Annotated in this window: 18 protein-coding genes; 11 read left to right on the forward strand and 7 right to left on the reverse strand. The window is 69.9% G+C overall.

What is annotated here, in order from left to right:
* Positions 1-40: 40 nt before the first annotated feature.
* Both ACLJOK_RS03955 and ACLJOK_RS03960 read left to right on the forward strand, forming a co-directional pair.
* Entirely contained in the window at positions 41-955 is a 915-nt protein-coding gene (locus ACLJOK_RS03955; RefSeq protein ID WP_410816171.1) for an RNA polymerase sigma-70 factor, read from the forward strand.
* 134 nt (positions 956-1089) lie between these two features.
* A complete protein-coding gene (locus ACLJOK_RS03960) occupies positions 1090-2178 on the forward strand; it encodes a serine hydrolase domain-containing protein (RefSeq protein ID WP_410816172.1) in 1089 nt (362 codons plus the stop codon).
* A 26-nt stretch (positions 2179-2204) separates the two neighbouring features.
* Here the strand turns inward: ACLJOK_RS03960 and ACLJOK_RS03965 are convergent, their stop codons facing one another.
* On the reverse strand, positions 2205-3407 hold the full coding sequence (locus tag ACLJOK_RS03965; RefSeq protein ID WP_410816173.1) for a low temperature requirement protein A: 1203 nt from the start codon (positions 3405-3407) through the stop codon (positions 2205-2207).
* A 178-nt stretch (positions 3408-3585) separates the two neighbouring features.
* Between ACLJOK_RS03965 and ACLJOK_RS03970 the strand changes: the two genes are divergently transcribed.
* Positions 3586-4164 (forward strand): TetR/AcrR family transcriptional regulator, encoded by a 579-nt coding sequence (locus tag ACLJOK_RS03970; RefSeq protein ID WP_112602341.1) that lies wholly within the window; start codon positions 3586-3588, stop codon positions 4162-4164.
* Between the two features lie 30 nt (positions 4165-4194).
* Here ACLJOK_RS03970 and ACLJOK_RS03975 read toward each other — a convergent pair whose 3' ends face one another.
* On the reverse strand, positions 4195-4839 hold the full coding sequence (locus ACLJOK_RS03975; protein WP_410816174.1) for a hypothetical protein: 645 nt from the start codon (positions 4837-4839) through the stop codon (positions 4195-4197).
* Positions 4840-4956: 117 nt separating this feature from the next.
* Between ACLJOK_RS03975 and ACLJOK_RS03980 the strand changes: the two genes are divergently transcribed.
* Together ACLJOK_RS03980 and ACLJOK_RS03985 are read left to right on the forward strand one after the other, a co-directional pair.
* Complete coding sequence (locus tag ACLJOK_RS03980; RefSeq protein ID WP_410816175.1) at positions 4957-5667, forward strand: HAD family hydrolase; 711 nt, start codon at positions 4957-4959, stop codon at positions 5665-5667.
* A gap of 409 nt (positions 5668-6076) precedes the next feature.
* Positions 6077-6862, forward strand: a complete 786-nt coding sequence (locus ACLJOK_RS03985) for a L,D-transpeptidase family protein (protein WP_410816177.1) — start codon at positions 6077-6079, stop codon at positions 6860-6862.
* Between the two features lie 13 nt (positions 6863-6875).
* Here the strand turns inward: ACLJOK_RS03985 and ACLJOK_RS03990 are convergent, their stop codons facing one another.
* From ACLJOK_RS03990 to ACLJOK_RS04010, 5 genes are all read right to left on the reverse strand, one after another.
* Positions 6876-7151 carry a hypothetical protein gene (locus ACLJOK_RS03990; RefSeq protein ID WP_410816178.1) on the reverse strand — a complete coding sequence of 92 codons (276 nt, stop codon included), beginning with the start codon at positions 7149-7151 and terminating at the stop codon, positions 6876-6878.
* 47 nt (positions 7152-7198) lie between these two features.
* Positions 7199-7630 carry a hypothetical protein gene (locus ACLJOK_RS03995; protein ID WP_238678239.1) on the reverse strand — a complete coding sequence of 144 codons (432 nt, stop codon included), beginning with the start codon at positions 7628-7630 and terminating at the stop codon, positions 7199-7201.
* 185 nt (positions 7631-7815) lie between these two features.
* The gene (locus tag ACLJOK_RS04000) at positions 7816-8517 is read right to left on the reverse strand and encodes a VOC family protein (RefSeq protein ID WP_410816180.1); all 702 of its coding nucleotides are present in this window, start codon (positions 8515-8517) and stop codon (positions 7816-7818) included.
* Positions 8518-8689: 172 nt separating this feature from the next.
* Positions 8690-8872 (reverse strand): DUF397 domain-containing protein, encoded by a 183-nt coding sequence (locus tag ACLJOK_RS04005; protein WP_410819250.1) that lies wholly within the window; start codon positions 8870-8872, stop codon positions 8690-8692.
* Positions 8866-9666, reverse strand: a complete 801-nt coding sequence (locus ACLJOK_RS04010) for a helix-turn-helix domain-containing protein (RefSeq protein ID WP_410816182.1) — start codon at positions 9664-9666, stop codon at positions 8866-8868. Before ACLJOK_RS04010 ends, ACLJOK_RS04005 begins: the two co-directional genes overlap by 7 nt.
* A 280-nt stretch (positions 9667-9946) precedes the next feature.
* Here ACLJOK_RS04010 and ACLJOK_RS04015 point away from each other — a divergent pair, with 280 nt between their 5' ends.
* From ACLJOK_RS04015 to malQ, 6 genes are all read left to right on the forward strand, one after another.
* Positions 9947-10201 carry a flavin reductase gene (locus ACLJOK_RS04015; RefSeq protein ID WP_112602373.1) on the forward strand — a complete coding sequence of 85 codons (255 nt, stop codon included), beginning with the start codon at positions 9947-9949 and terminating at the stop codon, positions 10199-10201.
* A gap of 328 nt (positions 10202-10529) precedes the next feature.
* Positions 10530-11816 carry an ABC transporter substrate-binding protein gene (locus ACLJOK_RS04020; RefSeq protein WP_410816183.1) on the forward strand — a complete coding sequence of 429 codons (1287 nt, stop codon included), beginning with the start codon at positions 10530-10532 and terminating at the stop codon, positions 11814-11816.
* Positions 11813-12796, forward strand: coding sequence for a carbohydrate ABC transporter permease (locus tag ACLJOK_RS04025; RefSeq protein ID WP_410816184.1), 984 nt, complete (start codon positions 11813-11815; stop codon positions 12794-12796). Before ACLJOK_RS04020 ends, ACLJOK_RS04025 begins: the two co-directional genes overlap by 4 nt.
* Before the next feature lies 1 nt (position 12797).
* Positions 12798-13634, forward strand: coding sequence for a carbohydrate ABC transporter permease (locus tag ACLJOK_RS04030; protein WP_124816208.1), 837 nt, complete (start codon positions 12798-12800; stop codon positions 13632-13634).
* Positions 13635-13644: 10 nt separating this feature from the next.
* Positions 13645-14853 (forward strand): ABC transporter ATP-binding protein, encoded by a 1209-nt coding sequence (locus ACLJOK_RS04035; protein ID WP_410816185.1) that lies wholly within the window; start codon positions 13645-13647, stop codon positions 14851-14853.
* Positions 14854-15033: 180 nt separating this feature from the next.
* Positions 15034-17043, forward strand: a complete 2010-nt coding sequence (gene malQ, locus ACLJOK_RS04040) for a 4-alpha-glucanotransferase (protein ID WP_410816187.1) — start codon at positions 15034-15036, stop codon at positions 17041-17043.
* Position 17044: the final 1 nt, after the last annotated feature.

A 17044-nucleotide genomic window follows, 5' to 3' on the forward strand; every position in this document is an offset into this window, starting at 1 on the left:
GGTGGGCGACGCGGCCGAGTTCGGCGAGACTGGAGGACGCATGGATGCTGGAGGCGGAATCATGGGTGCGGACGGCCGGGCGGACCACGCCGTCGACGTGTTCGTCAGCCACCGGAACCTGCTCTTCACAGTCGCCTACGAGATGCTGGGCTCGGCCGCCGACGCCGAGGACGTACTCCAGGAGACCTGGCTGCGGTGGGCGGACGCCGATCTCGCCGCGGTGCGGGACCAGCGCGCCTACCTGGTCCGGATCACCACCCGCCTGTCGCTCAACCGGCTCCGGACGGTCGGGCGGCGCAGGGAGTCCTACGTCGGCTCGTGGTTACCCGAGCCGCTGTTGACCGCACCCGATGTCGCCGACGACGTCGAACTCGCCGAGAGCGTCTCGATGGCGATGCTGCTGGTGCTGGAGACGCTGGCGCCGACCGAGCGGGCGGTGTTCGTCCTCCGCGAGGTCTTCGACCTGGCGTACGACGAGATCGCCGAGGCGGTCGACAAGAGTTCGGCCGCGGTCCGTCAGATCGCCCACCGTGCGCGGGCGCATGTCGCCGCGCGGCGGCCGCGCGGGATGGTCTCGCCGGCCGAAACCCGACGTGCGCTCAGCGCGTTCCGGCTCGCGGTCGAGACCGGCGACGTGCAGGCCCTGCTCGACGTCCTCGCGCCGGATGTCGTGCTCCTCGGCGATGGCGGCGGGATCAAGCAGGCGCTGCTGCGGCCGGTCGCCGGGGCCGACAAGGTGGCCCGCCTGCTGTGCAGCACACACGCCAGGACGGCGACCATGTCGCTGCACCCCGCCCAGGTCAACGGTCACCCGGCGCTGGTTCTGCGCCTCGACGGCGCGGTCGACACGGTCCTCGCGCTGCGTATCGACGACGGTCTCATCAGCGGGGTCTACGCCGTGCGTAACCCCGAGAAGCTGTCGCACATGCGGAGCGAAACGGCCCTACGCCGCTGATCGCCCGGATCCGCTCTCAGGGGTAGCCCCGGGTGTTCCCGGATATGTCCGTCGCGCCTACTGGGTCAGGCTCGATCTCGACGAACTGTTCCCAGGGGGTCGGGATGAAGCGAGTGCATCGGGCGTTTGTCGCTGTGACGACGGCTCTTGCGGTGATCGGGGTGCCGGCAGTCGCCAGCGCCGCATCGAAGGGAGCGGATCGCGGCGCACTTCAGAAGCGGCTGGACGACGTCGTGGCCGCCGGGGCTGTGGGTGCGTTGGCGGAAGTGCGTGACGAGCATGGCGTCTGGCGAGGCGTCAGCGGTGTCGCCGAACTGGGCGGGCCACTGCCGGTCCCGGTGGAGGGCCGATTCCGGGTGGGCAGCATCACGAAGACGTTCGTCGCCACAGTCGTCCTGCAACTCGTCGACGAGGGGTGGTTACGGCTGGACGACACTGTCGACCGATGGCTGCCCGGAGTCGTTCCGGACGGTCACCGCGTCACTCTGCGCCAACTGCTCAACCACACCAGCGGTCTGTACGACTATCTGCGTACGCTGCCGCTGCCGCCGGAGCCGGAGTTCCTGGACAACCGGTGGCGGACCTGGAGCCCGGCCGAGCTTGTGCAACGGGCGGTGGCCAACCCGCCGGTCTTCGACCCGCCGGGTTCGGCTTTCGCCTACTCGAACACCGCCTACCTCCTGCTCGGTCAGATCGTCGAGGAGGTCACCGGCCAGTCGTACGGCGAGGAGATCAAGCGCCGAGTCATCAAACCGTTGCGGCTGCGCGACACCTCGGTGCCGGGGGGATCTTCGCGAATTGCCGGGCCCCATCCGCACGGCTACGTGCCGATACGGCAGAACGGCCAGACGAGCCCTGTCGACTACACGAGGATGAACCCGTCGGTGATGGGCGCAGGTGGCGAGATGATCTCCACGACGAGCGACCTCAACAGGTTCTTCGCCGTACTGCTGGGTGGGCGCCTCCTGCCGGATCACCTGCTCGAGGAGATGAAGACACCGGGTGTCGAGGGCGGCAGGTACGGGCTGGGGCTGGCCTGGTGGCGGGACACCTCGTGCGGAGTCCGTGTGTACGGCAACGACGGCGATGCCCTGGCGTACCAGTCCTGGTCGTACCTGACCGAAGACCGGCGCCGCCAGGTCACGATCGCGCTCACGCCCGACTTCCCCGGTGACCCGGACGACGCCGTCGACGCCTTCCTGAACAGGGCACTCTGCGGCTGACTCTCGGCCAGGGCTTCGACACAGCGCTAGTACGGGGGCGTGGGCGTCTCCGGCGACCGGTGGCGGGAGCGTCGCGCGTCCGCTCCGGCGACGCCGAGCAGCACCACGGCCGCGACCGCGCCGGCGGTGAGCGGCCGCAGGTGCAGTGCTGCCGGGATCAGCAGGCCGAGGGCCAGCAAGCCGGCCAGCCGGGACCGGGAGACCCGACCGAAGACCTGATATTCGAGCGCCGATCGTCCGGCGAGGAAGAGCACCGGGCCGCCGAAGATGGCGATGAGCCAGGCCGCCGGGAGGTGCCCGAGCGGTTCGGTGATGAACAGCTCGAAGCCGACGCCGGTCAGGACGATCCCCGCGATCATGACCAGGTGGGCGAACGACATGTCGGTCGCGAGCCGGGCGGCGTCGCGGGAGCGGTCGATGGCACCGTCCAGCACCCTTCCCGCGATGTGGAAGTAGATCCGCCAGAGCAGGACGGTGGTCGTCAGCGCAAGGAGGAAGCCGCCCGTCTGGTCGGCATGGAACTCGCTGCCGCTGTACGCCAGCCCGATGACGAAGACCGCCTCACCGATCGCGATGAGAAAGAACTGTTGGTACCGCTCGGCCAGGTGCTCGGCCGCGATCACCTGCCCACCGATTCGCTGCGCGCCGATGCGTGGGGTCGGCCAGCCGAGGAACAGCCCGGTGTAGTCGATCAGCACGGCGAGGGTCCAGAGGGTCCCGCGGACGGTGCCCGTGCTGGCCAGGCCGCCGATGACCCACAGTGGCGCGCTCAGACCGAACCAGACCAGGACTCGGGAGGTTTGCCGAGGGTCAGGTCGGCCGTGCCCGGCGATGTGGAAGTAGACCACCCGGCCGATCTGGAGGCTGACGTAGGTGATGGCAAAGAGACTGGCTCGGGCGCCGAAGCCGTCGGGCACCGCCACGGCCATCGTCATGGCGCCGATCATCGTCATGACGATGACGGTCTGGACGATCGGCGTTTCCGGGTCCAGCCAACTGGTCGACCAGACGGTCAACGACCAGACCGCCCACAGGGCCAGGAACAGCAGCAGGGCCTGACCGAGCCCCGCGTACACGCCGCGTTGGCCGTCGGTGAAGTCGACGATCACCCGCGCCGAGATTCGGGTGAGGGCGAAGACGAAGACCAGATCGAGGAAGAGTTCCAGGAAGGTCGCCCGCTGGAAGCTGGTCTCGCCACGCACCAGTCGCCCGCCGTGGGTCTCGCTCATCGGCTCGCCACGCGCCGGTGTCGCCGAACGATCACGTGCCCTCCCGTCGCGGTGATCTCCTCGCCTAACGAGCCAGGGGGCGGCGGTGGCACGTGGAGCGAGAGGGCCGGCGACCCACAACAGTCACCAATCCGTCACCCGACCGCTACGGCAGGTGTACACCTCTACGCTCGTGGGCGTGCCCGGACCTGCCGAGAAGGCCACTGAACAGGACCGGCGTGACCTCATCGTCACGGTCGCGCGAGAGCTGGCCGAGACGGAGGGCTGGGCGGGGGTGACCACCCGACGGCTCGCCGAACGTACCGAGATCGACATGGGGGACATCTACCGGCACTTCGCCGATCTGGAGGCGCTGATCGCCGCCGTCGCGGTGTGCGCCTTCGCCGATCTGGCCGCCGACCTCGCCGAGGCGCACGCGGAGACCGCCGGCAGCCCCGAGGGGGTCTGGCCGGCGGTCGCGACCGCGTACCTCGACTTCGCGTACACGAATCCCGAGGTCTATGACGCGATGCTCGCGCTGACCCCCGACCTTGCCCTCGGCGTGGATGGTGTGCCGGCGGCGCCGCGGGCGGTCTTCGCCGAGCTGCGGGCGGCCCTGACCCCACTGGCCGAGGGGCGGGATCCGGACACCCTCGCCGAGGTGGGTTGGAGTCTGCTGCACGGCGTGGTGATGCTCACCCGCGGTGGCCGGCTGCGACCCGAGGGGCAGGAGGACCGCGAAGCGTTGATCGCGCAACGGTTGCTGCGGTGGCCCTGACCGGGCCGCCGCCGACGCCCCCGACCGTGGTCAGTTGATGGGCTCGCGGTCGGCCGGGCCCTTGTCGGTGAACCGGAACGTGGTGTTCAGCTTGGTGTTGCCCAACTCTTTGAGGACCAGGCCGTTGCCGGGGAGGTGCTGGAGGAACCGGGTCTCGCTGCCGATCGCGTACGTGCCGTCGCCCTTGGCGATGATGGTGAACCGCTGGATCGGGTCGTCCTGGTCGCAGACGACGGCTCCGATGGTCAGTTCGGGCTCGATGTCCAGACCGTTCACCTGCCAGCAGGACGGGTCGTCGTTGGCGGGGTGGTCGTCCTTCGTGCCGAATGCCCTGATCACGTACCGGTCGCCGCCGATCGGCGTCGGCACGAACAGGGTGCGACCGCCGGTGTCGCCGCCCTCCTCGAGTCGCCCGCTGATCTCCAACGGCTGCCCCGAACCCTGCACGCGGGTGATCGTGACCTCGCGCTTGCCGGACAGCAGCGGGTCGGTCGCCGCCGCCGATGACGTGGCCGGCGCCGCTGCCGTCGGCGTCGGCGCGCCTGTAACGACGCCAGACGGCGTCGGCGTGCCCGCCGCAGTGTCCGCCGCGTTGTCCGCACCGCCCTGGCACGCCACCAGCGCGCTGGTGCAGGCCAGCATCGCCGCGCCGGTGACCCACTTCATGGTGACCATGCCGTACTCCTCAAGAGCGTCCCGAACCTGTCGAGCGGAAAATCATGGGCTTCGCCGTTTGTCTGCCGCCTATCCTGTCTCTCGGTCTTGGGGCCGGTGGCACGGGGAGGGGTTGGCATGACGGTCGGCGTGGCGGCGCGACGGCAGGCACAGGTTTTGATCTTCGATGCGGACGACACGTTGTGGGAGAACAACGTCGTCTTCGAGCGGGTGATCGACGACTTCCTGGGCTGGCTGGACCATCCCACCCTGGACCGGGCCGCGCTGCGGGCCGTCCTCGACGACATCGAGCGGGCCAACGCGGTGGCGCACGGGTACGGCAGCAAGGTCTTCCTGCGCAGCCTGGCGGAGTGCCTGGAGCGGCTGCGCGAGCGGCCGGCCACCGACTCGGAACGTCAGGAGATCGACCGGCTGGCGGTGGCCCTCGTCGAGCACCAGGTGGAGCTGATGCCCGGGGTGGCCGACGCGCTCGACGAGCTGGCCGGCCGGCACGAGTTGCTGCTGCTCACCAAGGGCGACCAGGAGGAGCAGCAGCGCAAGCTGGACGCCTGCGGCCTGCTGCACCACTTCAGGGCCGCGCACATCGTCGCCGAGAAGAACATCGACACGTACCGGTGGCTCACTCGGGAGCACGGCTTCGCGCCGGACGACGCGTGGATGATCGGCAACTCCCCGAAGTCCGACATCCTGCCGGCGCGGGCGGCCGGGTTGAACGCGGTGTTCATTCCGAACGCGAACACCTGGGTGCTGGAGGACGACGAGCTGGACCCGACCGACGGCGGGGTGCTGCGCCTCGCCGCGTTCCGTGACCTGCTGAGCCACTTCTGACAGTGCCGAAGCCAAACAGCGTCGGCGATCATGGACGCGTTACGCCGACCTGCCCGATTTTCATCGTGGTATCAGTCCTGCCGTCGGTCGTCCGACGCGGCTTGTCCGGCCGGCCGAAGCCCGCCTAGCCTGGTCCGGCGCTCACGGCCCTTCGGGGTGTGTCGGGGCGCGTCGGCGTTCGGCGGGTGAGCACCGTGGAGCTGAGTGCGAGGTGGCTGGCTCACCCCGTTCTGGCGCGTGGCGTCGTGCCACGCCCGCGTCGCGGGGTGCCGGAGCTGTCCGCTTCCCTGCCGGACGGCCGAGGGTCAGGGCCGGGTAGTTGCGGACCCGGTCCTGACCCGGCCCGCGAATCGTCCGATAGGGCGGAGCGGGGCAGACCGCGCGTCGGTTCGACTGACAGGATTGCGGCATGAAGCGCAGATCTCTCCTTCTCGGCGCGGCGGCGGGTCTGGCCGCCCCGGCCGTGCTCACCCCGGCCGCGCCCGCACTCGCGGCGGACCGGCCGCTGCGGCCGGGCTGGGGCACGCCCCCGGGCCAGCGACCCTGGTCTTTGCCGCAGCTGACGAACCGGGCCAGCGCGCTGACCACGCTGCCGGCGGAGACGAAGCAGGTGATCATCGTCGGCGCCAGCAGCTACACCACCACCTACGCCACGCTGGAGGCGTACGTGCGGGTCCGCAACGGCTGGCATCCGGCCTCGGCGTCGTTGCCCGCCCGGATCGGCTCGAAGGGCTTCAGCGACAACCACGTGGAGGGTGTGCCGACCACGCCGACCGGCGTCTACTCGATCGGCCCCACCATGTACGGCATCGCCGCCAACCCGGGCGTGCTATATCCCTACCATCGGCTGGTCAGCGGTGACTGGTGGAACGAGAATCCGTCGTCCGCGCGCTACAACACGTTCCAGCAGAGTGCGACCAGCCCGGGCGGGGCCAGCGAGGCACTGTGGAAGGAGGTCCCCGCGTACACGCACTTCGCGGTGATCACCTACAACATGCCGCCGAATGTGCCGAAGCCCGTGCCGAACGCGGGCAGCGGGATCTTCCTGCACGAGTTCAGCACCGGCGCCGGCAACGCGACCGCTGGCTGCGTCTCTCTCGCCCACGCTCACCTGGTCGATGTGCTCAAGTGGCTGGACCCGGCGCTGTCACCGCGCATCGTGCTCAGCCCGTACGCGCAGCTCAGCCGATACTGAGAGCCGCCGCGACTCAGCCGGCCTCGCGCCGGACGATCGCCACCGCCACCCGGCAGAACTCGTCCATGTCCGGGTTGAACCCGGCAGCGATGTCGGGATGCAACCCGGAGCGGGTCTCCTCCAACAGTCGCTGGCAGACCTGCTCGACCGGTTCGCCGGCGTAGCCGGCGCGGACCCGGTCGATGGCCGCCTGAAGCGCCGAGGTCAGCTGCTCCTCCAGCGGGCCGCGCAGCTTCTGCTGCACAGGATCGAGCCCGCGGGGGTCGAGCGTGACATGTGGCTCCGACATCGGTGCTCCCTTCGTCGGCGTCCGCGATACCCCACCGCGGACGTCGGTCAAACCCCGGTCGGTACGGCGGCGACCCGTACCTGGTAGGAAAACTCCTCCGCCGGCTCCTCGTGGTACGACAGCCGGCGGATCTGCCGGTCGTCGTCGTAGAGGGCGACGTCCACCAGCACGCCGAGGTGGGCGAGGCCGATGCTCGACACCCGCTTCTTGTCCTGCAACACCGCGCAGACGCCGCCGAGCAGGGTGCTGGCGTCGGACGTACGGTGCCCGGGCGGGCAGCGCAACACCAGGTCCACCTCGATCGGCCCGGGCAACGGCGTCCAGCCGGTGCGCTGGGCCGCGACGAGGGCGGCCTGGAGCAGGGTGCGGACCCTCGTCGCCTGCCGGTGCCCGGCGGCGAAGATGGACAACGCTTCGGTCTTGACCGGTGGCAGGCCGCTCACCTCGAACGTCAGGGCGAGAGCGCGGGTGTCCTGCACGACGGCACCTCCTCGTTGGGACGATCCTGCCGAAGCGGCGGAGCGGCGGTGGGATGTTCCCGCGATTACCAACCGATCGGGCAGGCATGGGTCGGCCGGAGGCGTGTCGACGGCGGCGGCGAACGCGCCGGCTACGGCGCTAGGAAAACGCTAGCCGACGACGCCCGCGCTCGGTAGTCGGTCGTTCACCCGGTGGGGCGTGGTGCGAAGGCGCAGAACTCGTTGCCCTCGGGGTCGGCCAGCACCCACCATCGGCTCTGGGCGCTCGGCTCCCTCAGCAGGGTCGCGCCCGCCGCGATCAGCGCCATCGGCTCCGGGTCGACCAGGTCGACGTCCCAGTGCAGGCGGTTCTTGACCGTCTTGGGCTCGGGCACCCCGACGAACACCCAGTAGTCCCAGGGGAAGCCAGCCGCACCGGCCACCGACGAGGTGGTCGAGTCGTGCTCGATGGTGCCGCCGACCACCCCGGCCCACCAGGTCGCCTGGGCGGCCGGGTCGGCCGAGTCCACGACCAGCTCGAACGGGCCCGGTCGGGTGCCCTCGCGGGCCGGGAACGCGCAGAACTCGTTGCCCTCCGGGTCGTCGAGCACCCACCAGGTCGCCTCGCCGTCCGGTTCGCGAACCAGTCGGGCGCCGTCCGCGAGCAGTGCCGCCGGGTCCGCGCCGGCCAACCGCAGATCCAGGTGTACGCGGGTCGTGCCGACCCGAGGCTCGGGCACCTTGTTCACCCAGATGGACTCGGCGTTGGAGCGCGCCGAGCGCGGGTCCACCCGGGTGTCGTCGTCGCCGGCATCGGCCACGTCACCGTCGAGCATCCGGGCCCAGAAGGCGCCGAGTGCCAGCGGATCGTTGGCGTCCAGACAGAGGTCCTTGAAGCGCGCGATCATCGTTCCAGCATGCCTGGTCCGGGCGGGCCGCCCGTGGAACAAGCGCCGCGTGCCGCTCGACTGCCTCGTCGATCAAAGGAGTTGTGGTGGGTGACAAAGTCCCCGCGTAACCGCAAACCGGGCACCACAACTCCATGATCGACCGGCCCCTGGTCGCGATCTTGCGCGCGGGTCAGTGCTGCTTGGCGTACTCGACGAAGGTCTTCCAGGCCGTCGGGTCGACGTGCAGGGTGCCGCCGTCGCGGTCCTTGGTGTCACGCACCAGCACCACGCTCGGCAGGTTGTCGGCGACCTCGACGCAAGCTCCGCCGTTGCCGCCGGACCGGGTCGACTTCCGCCACTGTGGGGTCAGCATGCCCATGACTTCGCCACTTCCTTGATCAGCTCGGTTGACTGCCGGCGGGGGAGCGCCTCGTTCCGGACGATCTCCCACGTCTTCGCCAGCTTAGCGACGTCGGTTGACGCATCGACGATCTGCGCGGTGAGCTGGTTGTCGGCATAGGTCACGCGCTCACCGTCCGGCATCTCGGCGATGATGAACTGACCGCCCAATCCCAGGTACATCCCAGCATCCACCGGCACGATGTGCACCTGGATATGCTCCGCCGTCGCCAACTGGACCAGGTGCTCGCACTGCTCGACCATGAGGCCTGGCTGGTCGAGCACCGGCCGGCGCAGCACCGCCTCGTCCAGCACGGCGATGAGCTGCGGCGGGCGCGGGCGGTGCAGGATCGCCTGGCGCTCCAACCGGGAGGCGACGATCCGGTCCACATCTTCGGCGTCGAACCGGCCACCGGCCAGCGTCGCGCGGGCGTACCGCTCGGTCTGGAGCAGGCCTGGCACGTAGGCCAACTCGAACCAGCGCAGCGTGGTCGCCTCCCGCTCGAACTCGATCCACTCACGCAGCCAGGCCGGCTCGGCGTCGAGCCGGGCCAACCCGTCCAGCATGCGGAGGAAGCGTCCGCCGGTCTGGTGGTGGGTGTCGACCGCCCTCATGTACTCCTTCGTGGGCGGTCGCCCGCCGGTCTCCACCGAGCTGACGTGCGAACCCGAATAACCGATGCCCCTGCCGAAGTCGTCCTGACTGAGCCCGAACCCCGTCCGGAACAGACGCAGTTCCTCCAGCACGTAGTCGGTGACGGTCCCCATCGATTCCCCAACCTTCGCTCAGTCTGGCTCGGCGTGTCCCTCATGGGTGCTCACCTGGACCGCTGAGCTGCACAGATGGCGCGAGCACGTATCGACGGTAGTCGCCTCATCACCACACTGTCACCAGTGGCGGGTCCGCTGGTGGCCGGAATGGCGGCGGTGGGCCCTGCCCTCCGGGGTCGCTCCCGTTTTCCCCCTTGCGGGAGCGGCCCCTCCCTGTCCCCGAGGAGGTTGATGTGCTCACCCCGATAACCCAGCAGCCCTCGGCGCGGTGGCGGTGATGGTGGTCCGGCCGCCCGTCCCGCACGTCGCCATGCGCCCGCTGTGGCGGTGCCGCAACTGCGGCACCGAGTGGCCCTGCCAACCGGCAAAGCTCGCTCTGCTGACGGAGTACCGGACCAGCCGAACCGCGCTGCTGATCTACCTCGGCACTCTGATGCACGAGGCGACGAACCAGCTCACCCAACTCCACCCGGATCATCCACCGACCAGGATGACCGAGCGCTTCCTGTCCTGGGCCAGGGCCCGGAGTTGACGCTCGGCCCGCCGTCTTTTGGGCGCGCGGTCCCAGCGCGTGATCGACTCGCCTTCCTGAAAGGCGGGGCTTCCCTGGCGCGGCGATAGCGCGACTTCCAGGAAGCCGAGTCGATCAAGTACGCGGCGTCGGCGCAGGGCAAAGGCGGCCGTCGCTGCGAGGACTTCCGCTGTGACAGCCAGGTTTCGTGGCTTCACGGGCGGGGCAGAGTAGCCGCTACAGAGCATCTGGGCCGGTGTTTCCGCAGCTTGCCGACTCGGAATCGGCTCGCCGTGCGCCGGGGCACGGATGCCCTCCCCGGTCTTTCGCCGAGGAGAGGGGGAGGGCGATGACGGACCCCGAAACGGCTCGACACCAACGCCGGCCGGTTGTTCGGCTGGGCGTGGCAGCCGCCGCGCTGGCACTCGTCGCGCCGCTGGCCGCGTGCGGCGCGGACGACGCTGGTGGCCCACCGACGATCAACCTGTACTACCCGCCCGAGCAGAACCTGCAGAAGGTCGTCGACGACTGCAACGCGCAGGCCCAGGGACGGTACGAGATCGCCTACCGGGTGTTGCCCCGACAGGCCGACGACCAGCGGGTGCAGATGGTGCGCCGGCTGGCCGCCGAGGACAGCGGGATGGACCTGCTCGGGCTGGACGTCACCTGGACCCAGGAATTCGCCAGCGCCGACTGGATCCGCGAGTGGACCGGCCAGGACAAGGCCGAGGTCGAGCAGGGCACCCTCACCGGGCCGTTGGACACCGCCCGGTACGAGGACAAGTTGTACGCGGCGCCGAAGAACACCAACGTCCAGTTGCTCTGGTACCGCAAGGACCTGGTGCCGCAGCCGCCGACCACCTGGGACCAGATGATCAGCGCGGCCCAGCAGCTCAAGGACCAGGGCAAGCCGTACCAGGTGCTCACCATGGGCGCGCAGTACGAGGGTCTGGTCGTCCTCTACAACACCCTGGCCGAGAGCGCCGGAGGGAAGATCCTCAACGACGACGGTACGAAGGCCGTGATGGACGAGGGCACGGTCCGGGCGTTGGAGCAGCTGAAGAAGTTCGCCACGTCGGGCGTGACCTCGCCGTCGTTCAGCAACGCCACCGAGGACCCGGTCCGGCTGGAGTTCCAGTCCGGCTCCGGTGCGTTCCAGGTGAACTGGCCGTTCGTCTACCCGGCCCTTCAGGAGGCGAACCCTGAGCTGGCCAAGCAGGTCGGCTGGGCTCGGATCCCGGGCGTCGACGAGGGCACCCCCAGCAAGGTCACCATCGGTGGGGTCAACCTGGCGGTCAGCTCCTACTCCAAGCACCCGGAGCAGTCCTTCGAGGCGGCCCGGTGCATCCGCAGCGCCGAGCACCAGAAGTTCTCCGCCATCAACGACGGTGTGCCGCCGACCATCGAGGCGGTCTTCGACGACCCGGAGATGACCGAGGCGTACCCGATGAAGGACACCATCCTGGAGGAGCTGAGGGAGCCGGCGACGCGGCCGCTGACCCCCGCCTACCAGAGCATCTCCACAGTGATGTCGGCGATCCTGTCGCCGCCGTCCGGGATCCGTCCGCAGCAGACCGCCGACGAGCTGCGCGGGGCCATCGCCGATGCCCTCCAGTCCAAGGGGGTCCTGCCGTGAGTATCAACGCCACGCCGACCGGCGCCGACGTCGCCGCCGAGGAGACCCGGCGGCCCGCCGCCGTACCGAAGCAACGCGGCGGCCGTCGCAAGCCCCCACTGAGTGAGAACAAGAAGGCCGAACGCCGACTCGGGCTCCTGCTCTGCGCGCCGGCCGCGCTGGTCATGATCCTGGTGACCGCATACCCGATCATCTACTCGGTCTGGCTGTCGTTGCAGCGCTTCGACCTGCGCTTCCCCGACCAGCGTGAGTTCATCGGGCTGGAGAACTACGTCACGGTGCTCACCAACGAGTTCTGGTGGACCGCGTTCGGGGTGACCATGCTGATCACTGTGGTCACCGTCGCCGTCGAGCTGGTGCTCGGCATGGGCCTGGCGATCATCATGCACCGCACCCTGGTCGGCCGCGGCCTGGTCCGGACCTCGGCGCTGATCCCGTACGGGATCGTCACGGTGGTCGCCGCGTTCTCCTGGCGGTACGCCTGGACGCCCGGCACCGGCTACCTGGCCGACCTGTTCAGCGACGGCGCGCCGCTCACCGAACGGGCCAGCTCCCTGGCGATCATCATGCTGGCGGAGATCTGGAAGACCACCCCGTTCATGGCGCTGCTGCTGATGGCCGGGCTGGCGCTGGTCCCGGAGGACCTGCTCAAGGCGGCCTCCACCGACGGCGCGACCGCCTGGCAGAAGTTCACCAAGGTGATGCTGCCGGTGATGAAGCCGGCGATCCTGGTCGCCTTGCTGTTCCGCACCCTGGACGCGTTCCGGGTCTTCGACAACATCTTCGTGTTGACCGCCGGAGGCAACGAGACGTCCTCGGTGTCGATGCTCGCCTACAACAACCTGATCCGGGGTCTCAACCTCGGCATCGGTTCGACGATGTCGGTGCTGATCTTCATCACCGTGGCGATCATCGCCTTCGTCTTCGTGAAGCTGTTCGGCACCGCTGCTCCGGGCAGCGACGACGGAGAGAGGCGCTGACATGGCTGTCGAAACCACTACCAGGGCAAAGCTGCGCTGGGGTCTGCTCGACGTCCTCGTGGTCGTCTTCGCGCTGGTCCCGGTGCTGTGGATCGCATCGCTGTCGTTCAAGACACCGGCCACCCTCACCGACGGGAACTTCATCCCCCGGGAGTGGACGCTGGACAACTACCGGACCATCTTCGACACCGACCAGTTCGTCCGGGCGCTGGTCAACTCGATCGGCGTCGCGCTGATCGCCACGCTGGTCGCTGTGGTGCTCGGCGCGATGGCCGCGTACGCGATCAGCCGGCTGGACTTCCCCGGTAAGAAGCTGCTGGTCGGCGTCTCCCTGCTGATCGCGATGTTCCCGCAGGTGTCACTGGTGTCACCGCTGTTCGAGATCGAGCGTCAGCTCAAGATCTTCGACACCTGGCTCGGGCTGATCCTGCCGTACATCACCTTCGCGTTGCCGCTGGCGATCTACACGCTGTCGGCGTTCTTCAAGCAGATCCCATGGGACCTGGAGAAGGCCGCGAAGATGGACGGCGCCACCCAGGGCCAGGCGTTCCGACGGGTGATCGCGCCACTGGCCGCGCCCGGGCTGTTCACCACCGCGATCCTGGTCTTCATCTTCTGCTGGAACGACTTCCTGTTCGCGATCTCGCTGACCTCGACCGAGCGGTCCCGCACGGTGCCGGCCGCGTTGTCGTTCTTCACCGGCGCGTCGCAGTTCGAGGACCCCACCGGGGCGATCTGCGCCGCCGCCGTGGTGATCACCGTTCCGATCATCCTGTTCGTTCTCTTCTTCCAGCGTCGCATCGTGTCCGGTCTGACCTCCGGCGCGGTAAAGGGATAGGTGGGTAGTCATGGCTGACATCGTGCTGGACAAGGTGAGCAAGAGCTTCCCGGACGGGACCGTCGCCGTGCAGGACGTCGACCTGGAAATCGCCGACGGCGAGTTCGTGATCCTGGTCGGGCCCTCAGGCTGCGGTAAGTCCACCACCCTCAACATGATCGCCGGGCTGGAGGACATCAGCTCCGGTGAGCTACGCATCGCCGGACAGCGGGTCAACGACAAGGCCCCCCGGGACCGGGACATCGCCATGGTGTTCCAGTCGTACGCGCTGTACCCGAACATGACAGTGCGGGAGAACATGGCGTTCCCGTTGCGGCTGGCCAAGCTCGACAAGGAGACCATCGACCGCAAGGTCGACGAGGCGGCGAAGGTGCTGGAGCTGACCTCGCTGCTGGACCGCAAGCCGGCCAACCTCTCCGGTGGCCAGCGTCAGCGGGTGGCGATGGGCCGGGCGATCGTCCGCCAGCCGAAGGCGTTCCTGATGGACGAGCCGTTGTCCAACCTCGACGCCAAGCTGCGGGTGCAGATGCGCACAGTGGTGTCCCGCCTGCAGAAGCAGCTCGGCACCACCACCGTCTACGTCACCCACGACCAGACCGAGGCGATGACCCTCGGCGACCGTGTGGTGATCATGCGCGGGGGCGCGGTGCAGCAGGTCGGGCCGCCACAGGAGCTGTACGACCACCCGAAGAACCTCTTCGTGGCCGGCTTCATCGGCTCGCCGTCGATGAACTTCCTGCACGCCGCGGTGCAGGACGGCGAGTTGCACACCGCCCTGGGCGCGGTGCCGCTCGGTGACCGGGTCCGCCGGGAGCTGGAGGCGGCCGACGCGCCCCGCGAACTGATCGTCGGTATCCGGCCGGAGCACTTCGAGGACGCCGAACTGGTCGACGACGACACCCGTCGCCGGGGCATGGAGTTCGAGGCGCCGGTGGACATCGTCGAGTCGATGGGCTCGGACAAGTACGTGTACTTCACCGTCGAGGGGGAGAAGGCCAGCGCCGCCGAGTTGGAGGAACTGGCCGCCGACGCGGGCGCCGCCGACTTCGCCGGTGCCGGCGGCAACCTGGTGACCCGGCTGTCCGCCGAGTCCCCGGTCGCCGAGGGGCAGACGCGCCGGGTCTGGTTCAACCTGGAGAAGATCCACCTGTTCGACCCGGCCAACGGCCGCAACCTGACCCTGCACGAGGGTCGAGCCGCCGGCGCCCTCGCCGACTGACAACCCCCGTTCGCGCCGATCTTGCACTTTCGGTTGCCGATACAGGTGGAATACCCCTTGTGTCGGGACAGGAGATGCAAGATCGGCGCGGCGGGGGTTGCGGGGCGGGCGCGGGGGCGGGCGGGGTTTGGGCGGGAGTGGCATGGTGATGGCAGGTCGCGTCATGAGGCGGGGGGCGGGATGAACCGACGATTGGCCGCGCTGGCCAACGCGCACGGTGTTTCCACCTGGTACGAGGATTGGCGGCACCGCCGCGTCGAGGTCGCACCGGAGACCGTGGTGGGTGTGCTGGGGCTTCTCGGCGTGGATGCCACCAGCCCGTCGGCGATCGCCGACGCGCTCACCGCCGCCCGTGCTGTCGACCGGAGCGCCCTGCCGGAGACGGTCGTGCTCACCCACGGCCGCAGCCGGGCGCTGCCCGGCCCGGGGGTGATGACCCTGGAGGACGGCGGCCGCCGCGCTGTCGACGGTGAGCTGCCGGCGGACCTGCCGCTGGGGTGGCACCGGCTGGCCTGCGCCGACCGTGAGGTGACAGTGGTGGTGGTGCCGCGCCGGCTGCCGGTGCCACCGTCGAGCTGGGGATGGATGCTCCAGCTCTACGCTCTCACCTCGGAGCGTTCCTGGGGCATGGGCGACCTCGGTGACCTCGCCGAGTTCACCGGGTGGGCCGGTGCCACCGGGGCGGGTCTGGTGCTGCTCAACCCGCTGCACGCGGTCGGGCCGGCGCACCCGGTGGCCACCTCACCGTATTCGCCGGCCAGTCGACGCTTCGTCAATCCGCTCTACCTGCGGGTCAGCGACACCGCCGCGTACCGGGCGGCGGACCCGGCGACCCGTGCGGTGGTCGACGCGTTGCGTCCCGACCGGGGGCCCCTGATCGACTACGACGAGGTGTGGGCCGCCAAGCGGCGGGCCCTGGAGTTGCTGCACCCGTACGCCCAGCCGGTGGATCTTGCCGCGGACCCGGCGCTGACCAGCTTCGCCACCTGGTGCGCGCTCGCCGAGCGGCACGGCAACGACTGGCGGGCCTGGCCGGCGGAGCTGCACCACCCGGATGCGCCGGCGGTCGCCGAGCAGCGTCGGCACCTCGCCGACCGGGTCGCCTTCCACGCCTGGCTGCAACACCTCTGCGACGAGCAGCTCGACGCCGTCACTGCGGCGGCCCGCTCGGCGGGGATGCCGGTCGGTGTCGTGCACGACCTGGCCGTGGGCATCGACCCGGGCGGCGCGGACGGGTGGCAGCTCGCCGACGTGCTGGCCCAGGGCGTGCGGGTCGGCGCGCCGCCGGACGACTTCAACCAGCTCGGCCAGGACTGGGGGCTCGCCGCGTGGCGCCCGGACCGGCTCGCTGCCACCGGCTACGCCGCGTACCGGGACATGCTGCGCCGCGTCCTGCGGCACGCGGGTGGCCTGCGGGTCGACCACGTCGCCGGTCTGTGGCGACTGTGGTGGGTGCCGCCGGGCGGCGGCGCGGCCGAGGGCACCTACGTGCGCTACGACGCCGAGGCGATGCTCGGCATCCTCGCGTTGGAGGCGCACCGGGCGGGCGCTGTGGTGGTCGGTGAGGATCTCGGCACGGTCCAACCGGCGGTGACCCGAGGGTTGCGGGGGCGCAACATGCTCGGCTCGACAGTGCTGTGGTTCGCTCGTGACGAGGCCGGTGACTTCGTCCCACCGGCCCGGTGGCCGCGCAACGCCCTCGCCACGATCTCCACCCACGACCTGCCCACCGCGCCGGGCTTCCTCACCGGTGAGCACGTGCGGGTGCGCGACGAGTTGAAGCTGCTCGGCACCGACGTGGCGGTGGAGCGGGCCCGCGCCGCCGCCGACCGGGACCGGCTGATCACGATGCTGGCCGCCGAGAACCTGCTGCCCGAGCCGGCTCCGACCGCCGATGCGGCGTCGCCCGAGGCGGCTGGGGCGCCCGACGACGGCGAGGTGGTGGTGGCGATGCACGCGGCGCTCGCGGCCAGCCCGACCCGGCTGCTCGGCGTCTCTCTTTACGACGTGCTGGGCGAGGTGCGCCAACCCAACATGCCGGGGACTGTGGACGAGTATCCGAACTGGCGGCTGCCGCTGCCGGCCAGCGTGGCGCAGATCCGCGCGGACCCCCGGGTGGCCCGCATCGTCGACCTGCTCAGCGCCGCCCGCCCCCGACCGGCCGACCCGACGCCAGCTGTCGAGGAGTGAC

The sequence above is a fragment of the Micromonospora sp. 050-3 genome, from assembly GCF_046549335.1.
Taxonomy (GTDB): domain Bacteria; phylum Actinomycetota; class Actinomycetes; order Mycobacteriales; family Micromonosporaceae; genus Micromonospora; species Micromonospora trifolii.

Excerpts from the sequence above, each read along its gene's own strand:
- ACLJOK_RS03955 (WP_410816171.1), top strand. The coding sequence starts at position 41 with ATGGATGCTGGAGGCGGAATCATGGGTGCGGACGGCCGGGCGGACCAC.
- ACLJOK_RS03965 (WP_410816173.1), bottom strand. The coding sequence starts at position 3,407 with ATGAGCGAGACCCACGGCGGGCGACTGGTGCGTGGCGAGACCAGCTTC.
- ACLJOK_RS03975 (WP_410816174.1), bottom strand. The coding sequence starts at position 4,839 with ATGGTCACCATGAAGTGGGTCACCGGCGCGGCGATGCTGGCCTGCACC.
- ACLJOK_RS03980 (WP_410816175.1), top strand. The coding sequence starts at position 4,957 with ATGACGGTCGGCGTGGCGGCGCGACGGCAGGCACAGGTTTTGATCTTC.
- ACLJOK_RS03985 (WP_410816177.1), top strand. The coding sequence starts at position 6,077 with ATGAAGCGCAGATCTCTCCTTCTCGGCGCGGCGGCGGGTCTGGCCGCC.
- ACLJOK_RS03990 (WP_410816178.1), bottom strand. The coding sequence starts at position 7,151 with ATGTCGGAGCCACATGTCACGCTCGACCCCCGCGGGCTCGATCCTGTG.
- ACLJOK_RS04000 (WP_410816180.1), bottom strand. The coding sequence starts at position 8,517 with ATGATCGCGCGCTTCAAGGACCTCTGTCTGGACGCCAACGATCCGCTG.
- ACLJOK_RS04005 (WP_410819250.1), bottom strand. The coding sequence starts at position 8,872 with ATGCTGACCCCACAGTGGCGGAAGTCGACCCGGTCCGGCGGCAACGGC.
- ACLJOK_RS04010 (WP_410816182.1), bottom strand. The coding sequence starts at position 9,666 with ATGGGGACCGTCACCGACTACGTGCTGGAGGAACTGCGTCTGTTCCGG.
- ACLJOK_RS04015 (WP_112602373.1), top strand. The coding sequence starts at position 9,947 with ATGGTGGTCCGGCCGCCCGTCCCGCACGTCGCCATGCGCCCGCTGTGG.
- ACLJOK_RS04020 (WP_410816183.1), top strand. The coding sequence starts at position 10,530 with ATGACGGACCCCGAAACGGCTCGACACCAACGCCGGCCGGTTGTTCGG.
- ACLJOK_RS04030 (WP_124816208.1), top strand. The coding sequence starts at position 12,798 with ATGGCTGTCGAAACCACTACCAGGGCAAAGCTGCGCTGGGGTCTGCTC.
- ACLJOK_RS04035 (WP_410816185.1), top strand. The coding sequence starts at position 13,645 with ATGGCTGACATCGTGCTGGACAAGGTGAGCAAGAGCTTCCCGGACGGG.
- malQ (WP_410816187.1), top strand. The coding sequence starts at position 15,034 with ATGAACCGACGATTGGCCGCGCTGGCCAACGCGCACGGTGTTTCCACC.